This is a genomic window from Okeania sp. SIO3B5 (assembly GCF_010692555.1).
Classification (GTDB): domain Bacteria; phylum Cyanobacteriota; class Cyanobacteriia; order Cyanobacteriales; family Microcoleaceae; genus Okeania.
In genome coordinates this window covers 1-5,542 of sequence record NZ_JAAHHG010000610.1, presented here as the reverse complement: position 1 = coordinate 5,542, position 5,542 = coordinate 1, and the positions used below count along the sequence as shown (strand labels likewise).

The window sequence follows — 5,542 nt, the reverse complement described above, 5'->3', positions numbered from 1 at the left end:
CCCCCATCCCCCCATCACCCCACCACCCCAGCACCCCATCACCCCATCCCCCCATCCCCCCCATCCCCCCATCCCCCCATCCCCCCATCCCCCCATCCCCCCATCCCCCCATCTAATTCAATTGATCAATTTGATATTGGGAATCTCTATATCCCCCTGTTCGACCTTGTTCTAAATAAAGTTTAGCTGCTTTTTCAAAATCACTAATTGCCCCTTTTTTATCCCCAAGATTAACTCTAATCAATCCTCTACCATAGTAAGCATCAGCATATTCAGCATTAAGTCGAATTGCTTGAACATAGTCAGCGATCGCTTGCTCAGAATTTTCTTGTCTAAAATAAACGCTAGCACGATTTGCATAAGCTTCCGCATTATTTGGACTGATAGCTATTGCTTTAGTATAATCTTCTATTGCCTTTTCCAGTTGATTTGCCGAAGCGTAAGCTAATCCTCTATTTGTATAAGCTGAGGGACTTTTGGGAACAATTTCAATTGTTTTTGTACAATCAGATATAGATTTTTCATACTCTTTAAGATTTAGGTAAGCAATACATCGATTATTATAAGCAACTTCATTTTCCGGGTTAATTTTAATTGCTTGAGTGCAATCAGATACAGCTTTTTCATAAGCTGCTAAATTCAAATATGTACTGCAACGATTAGCATAAGCTTCTTCATTTTCCGGGTTTATTTCAATAACTTTGTTGTAATCATCTAAAGAACCTTGATAATCTCCCAGAAAAAAGCGCGCTCTGCCTCTACTATAATAACCATCTATTTTTTTTGGTTCAAGTCTAACCATTTCAGTATAATCTGCTATTGCTCCTTGTAAATTATTATTGGCAGCACGAGCTAATCCTCGACCATGATAAGCATCTATATTATTGGGTTGCAGTCGAATAGCTTGAGTGTGGTCAGCAATAGCAGCAGGATAATTTTGAGAACTATAGTGAACTAATCCTCTTTTATCATATGCTTCAGCATCTTGCGGTTTGAGGCGCAATACTTGGGTTAAATCATTAATTGCTCCAGCATAATCTTTGGTCTCATAACGAACTGTCCCTCTGTTGAAATAGGCATTAACATGGCTAGGATTCAAATTAATTACCTTGCTATAGTCAGCAATAGCTTGTGGGTAATTTTCTAAGTTATAATAAGCATTGCCACGTTTATAGTAATACTCTTCTTCATTGGGATTTAGTTGAATTGCTTTGTCATAAGCGACAATTGCTGCTTTTTGATTACCATTCTTCGCACTTTCTCTCCCTTTCTCAAATATTCTCTCTGCTTTAACCGGGTTGGGGCGATTCAAGAAACTCACTAACCCAATCAATACTGCAATCACCCCCAGACTGGCAAAACCAAATAAAACAAACCATAAAGGATGAAATGTCATTTTCTGCAAGCTTGTTTTAGTTTGAAGATTGGAACTACTTTTAATTCTGGGTAATGGCGCTGTAAATGTTTGAGAGCGACCGCTAATTTTCTGTAGCGCTGTCACAACTTCTTCTGCAGACTCATAACGTTTTGTATAATGGTAATGTACCATTTGATCGACGATATCAGCTAGATTTGATGAACATTGGGTTCTATTTCGCCAGAGAATACCACTAGGATTTGATGGACTCAGGTCTTGTAGTTTTGGGAGTTCGCTACTGGGAATACCTGTCAGAGCTTGAATGCCAATCATGCCGACTGCATACAGATCGCTATTAAATTGAGGAATGCCTTGAAATTGTTCGATGGGCATATAAGAAGGAGTACCTGTAGCTATTGTTCGCGGCACTTCTCCATTTTCTAGTGCAATTCGATGACTAACTTCTTTGACAGAACCAAAATCGATTAAAACTAATTTTTCATCTGGTTGACGTCTAATTAAATTAGATGGGTTAACATCCCGATGAATTACACCATTTTCATGTACAAATACTAAAATTTCTAAGATTTCTAACAACAGTTTGATTACTTGTTTTTCTTGCCAAGGCTTGCCTGGTATAATTTCTTTATTTAATGGTGTTCCAGGAATGAATTCTTCAACTAAATAAAATTGGTTATTTTCTTCAAAATAAGCTAATAGTAAAGGAATCTGCTCGTGCCTACCTAATTTTTCTAATATTTCTGCTTCTTGTTTGAATAAGCGATGAGCAGTTTTAACTATTGTATAACTATTGCCAGGAGCCCGTAGTTGTTTAACTACGCATTGAGGATGCCCAGGGCGACGAGTATCGGCTGCCAGATAGGTTTGTCCAAATGCACCAGCACTCAGGATTTGAACGACGCGGTAACGTCCATCTAAAAGTTGACCAATCATTTTCGTTTTATTCATAAGGTGGTAGATTTTAGGTTTTAGGTCTTAGGTGGTAGGTGGTAGGTGGTAGGTGGTAGGTCTTATACCAATTTTAAAAAAAATTTTATGAATAATCAGGGAAATTAAAAGATTTTGCATTAGATATCTTCATAAAAGAGGGAATAGGGAATGGGGAATGGGAAACATCGAAGAAATATTAAAATATTTATGGATAAGAATTGATTTTCTTTCTGATTTTTGGGAATTGGTATGGCGCTACGCGCAAGTCAAAAGTCAAAAGTTAAAAGTCATATCTGACTGAGTTTGAACATTTATAAATGTCCTAACCTATTTGCGTAGTGCTATAGCGTTTCCAAATGAGATGTAAATCTAGATTGAGATTTTTTCTAATAAAAAAGCACTGTCTTGAGTACCATATATCCTTATGTTTACCACTATGTTAATACTGTTTTTCCTTCTTTACTATTCCCTCCATACCTATTCCCTATTCCCTTTTTAATAGGACTCAGTTTCCACATCCCAAATAAAAACGCTATATATAAGATATTTATTCTGATTTGAGAATCATGACTACTAGGAAAAGTATAACTATTTTGCTCGAACTGAAATTACATTGTCTTATGTTTTAATATCAAATAGAAGACACATTCAAGTATAGATGTACCTCATTAAGTTAAGAAACGCTATGTTATACTAAGCGTTAAATAAAGAATGTTTAACTTAAGTAAAACTTCAGTTATTCTGAATAACTTTTTTGATAATTAGCACCCCAGTTATACCATTCATCAACAGTAATGCTACCCTTGGAAAGTGTTAGAATAAGCCTCAAAATGGCAAAGATTATTAAAGGCTTACATCACTTCAATAAATAGTATTTAGAAATATGAATTTTAAGTATAGCAAAGTTTTTGATAATTGGTATTATTGTTAATTATTCTTATTCTTTTCAAGGAGAGGTAATTATTAACTGGAGAGTACAAAGTTATTCTGAAAAATGATTTCTTTTAAAGACTGAAAGTATTACTGGAAAAGGCTTACAGCACCTATACTTCTGAATGTAGAGTTTCTAACCTTGAGATCCCTGAAAGCCTTAGCTAGCAATAGTTATTTCAAGAACTTTGCACTGTCTAGAATTATTAATTATTAATTATTAATTGTTGAATATACCTGTAGTCATTGCGACGGTCACTCCGTGGAAGGAAGCAATCTCAGCAGTTGAGGAGAATACTTCCTTTCGTCGCGATAACAACTATTCCACCTGAGTTGATATTATATTATGTCCGGATAATCAGCTATAAAAAAACTTTATCCCTTTTAACCTTTTCTTCCCTTCTGCCTCCAGCATAGCTGCCTTCTGCCTTCCTTCAAACATGATATTACTCGAACACTGGCGGCCAAATTTCTGATATTGGCAGTTCCCAACCGGGTAATAATTCCGGGATAGTCAATGTATCTTCATTGGTTAAAACTATTGGTTCTCCGGAAGCACGATATACAGTTACGGTTAAGTTTTTCGGGTCTACTAAAACGCCTACTTGACTCCCTAACTCGATAAATCTTTGCAGTTTTTCAGCTAGAGGTTTAATGTTATCGGATGCTGATCTAACTTCGATAGTTAAGTCAGGAACGATTTCGGCAAAAGCACGGGGAGCTTGACGCATCTTGGCAGCGGGAACGAAGGATACATCGGGACCACGCAAGTTGCCGTCTGGGAGACGAAAACCTGCACCCGATCCAGTGACATAGCCTAACGCTCTTGGTATCACCCAGTTTTGCAAGAAAAATGTTAACCGGGCGATAATAACTTCGGAAACGTAGTCTGATAATCCCATGATGATAATTTGACCGTCAACTAATTCGGTGCGGTAGTCTAAATGTGCTTCTGTTAGTTGGGTTTGGATTTTTTCCAAGTCTTCAACTGTTAGAGACATAAGGCATCTCCTGTTAATATTTGAGACTGTTGGTGGAATTTTAACAGAAAAATTATTGGAAATGCAACAGGGAGTCTGTTATCAGTTATCAGAAAATTTTGAAGTGGTGGTGCATCATAATTATTTTTGTTTAGGATGCAGGGTAGTGGGAGCATCTTGCTCCCATGCCAGGAATTCCTTGAGAACGCGGAAATGTTTTTCACTTATACTCCCTGTTCTTCCCTATTCCCTGCTATTGAAACTGACTGAATAACCAAGTGTAAACTTGAGTTTGATTTTCTTGAGAAGTGCGTTGCAGTGCTTCCTCAATAACTTCTGACTTCTGACTTCTGACTTCTGACTTCGTTAAGCTGCGGTCGATCCTGATGACTAATATCATCAACAAGCTCAAGCAGATTTGAAGCAAATGCAACAAGAAAACTTAGGAGTTGTTGTTACTTATACCACTGTTTTAGAAGCTTATACTTTAATTTTGTATCGTCTAGGAAATGAAACTGCCAAAACATTTTTACAGCAAATTTTTACAGGAGTTGAATTAGTTAACCGTTCTACTAAACTTACCCAAACTCACCCATATTCATTGAAATTATTTCCTTAATCAAAGGGTCTCTTTGCTGATAGCTGACCGCTAATAGCTGAATGCTTACCTTATGACTATCATTTTGATGTGATGTTAATATCTGTTTGGCGTTACTAATACTAATGATTTGCTCAAACTTGGCGGGATATTAAATTTTAGTTTGTCAATAAAGTTGGCGATATAGCTGCCGCTAGGCTTCGCCAACGCTCCCTAGTAGCTAGACACGGATTTGGCCACGGATACACGGATGATTTTTGGGGGCAAGTTTGGCGATCGCTCTAATATTAAAAGCTATCTTTTTGTTGATATTTTATTATAAATTAATTGATGACTCCTGCTGCACAACAACTTCCCGACTTGACAGGAAAAAGTAAATTAGAAGCTCTCATTATTTTGTCAAATTATGGGTTTCAATTTAAAACACAAACTAGGGGCGGATATGAAACTTTTGCTCATGTAGATGGTAGTATAATTCACATTAGGCCAGATAGTGAAATAGTTCGTACAGGTCCGAAAATAAAAACTTTCCCAGGTAAACCTTATCGTCGTCGCTACGACCAAAATGGTAATCAAATTCAATTTATCCCCGGAGCAAATACACACAGTACAGGAGAAAAGTTAATTCTATGACTTCTACTATTATTACTAATTTAACTACTTTTTTAGAAGACTTAAAAAGTGCTGATTTAGTTGGTATTTCTATGATTCCTAAAAATATTGAGA

General features: G+C 36.7%; 5 protein-coding genes. 2 read left to right on the top strand and 3 right to left on the bottom strand.

Annotation, left to right across the window (positions count from 1 at the left end):
• Positions 1 to 112: 112 nt before the first annotated feature.
• From F6K54_RS39320 to F6K54_RS39310, 3 genes are all read right to left on the bottom strand, one after another.
• The gene (locus F6K54_RS39320; protein WP_293089677.1) at positions 113 to 2,326 is read right to left on the bottom strand and encodes a serine/threonine-protein kinase; all 2,214 of its coding nucleotides are present in this window, start codon (positions 2,324 to 2,326) and stop codon (positions 113 to 115) included.
• 1,358 nt (positions 2,327 to 3,684) lie between these two features.
• Entirely contained in the window at positions 3,685 to 4,239 is a 555-nt protein-coding gene (locus F6K54_RS39315; protein WP_293089676.1) for a Uma2 family endonuclease, read from the bottom strand.
• Positions 4,240 to 4,471: 232 nt separating this feature from the next.
• Positions 4,472 to 4,618 (bottom strand): hypothetical protein, encoded by a 147-nt coding sequence (locus F6K54_RS39310; protein WP_293089674.1) that lies wholly within the window; start codon positions 4,616 to 4,618, stop codon positions 4,472 to 4,474.
• Positions 4,619 to 4,645: 27 nt separating this feature from the next.
• Between F6K54_RS39310 and F6K54_RS39305 the strand changes: the two genes are divergently transcribed.
• Positions 4,646 to 4,837: a hypothetical protein gene (locus F6K54_RS39305; protein WP_293089673.1), complete on the top strand. Its 192-nt coding sequence runs from the start codon at positions 4,646 to 4,648 to the stop codon at positions 4,835 to 4,837.
• A 309-nt stretch (positions 4,838 to 5,146) separates the two neighbouring features.
• Positions 5,147 to 5,449, top strand: coding sequence for a hypothetical protein (locus F6K54_RS39300; protein WP_293089671.1), 303 nt, complete (start codon positions 5,147 to 5,149; stop codon positions 5,447 to 5,449).
• The last annotated feature ends 93 nt before the right edge of the window (positions 5,450 to 5,542 follow it).

Coding starts and splice junctions, on each gene's coding strand:
- F6K54_RS39300 (WP_293089671.1), top strand. CDS start 5,147: ATGACTCCTGCTGCACAACAACTTCCCGACTTGACAGGAAAAAGTAAA.
- F6K54_RS39305 (WP_293089673.1), top strand. CDS start 4,646: ATGCAACAAGAAAACTTAGGAGTTGTTGTTACTTATACCACTGTTTTA.
- F6K54_RS39320 (WP_293089677.1), bottom strand. CDS start 2,326: ATGAATAAAACGAAAATGATTGGTCAACTTTTAGATGGACGTTACCGC.
- F6K54_RS39315 (WP_293089676.1), bottom strand. CDS start 4,239: ATGTCTCTAACAGTTGAAGACTTGGAAAAAATCCAAACCCAACTAACA.
- F6K54_RS39310 (WP_293089674.1), bottom strand. CDS start 4,618: ATGATATTAGTCATCAGGATCGACCGCAGCTTAACGAAGTCAGAAGTC.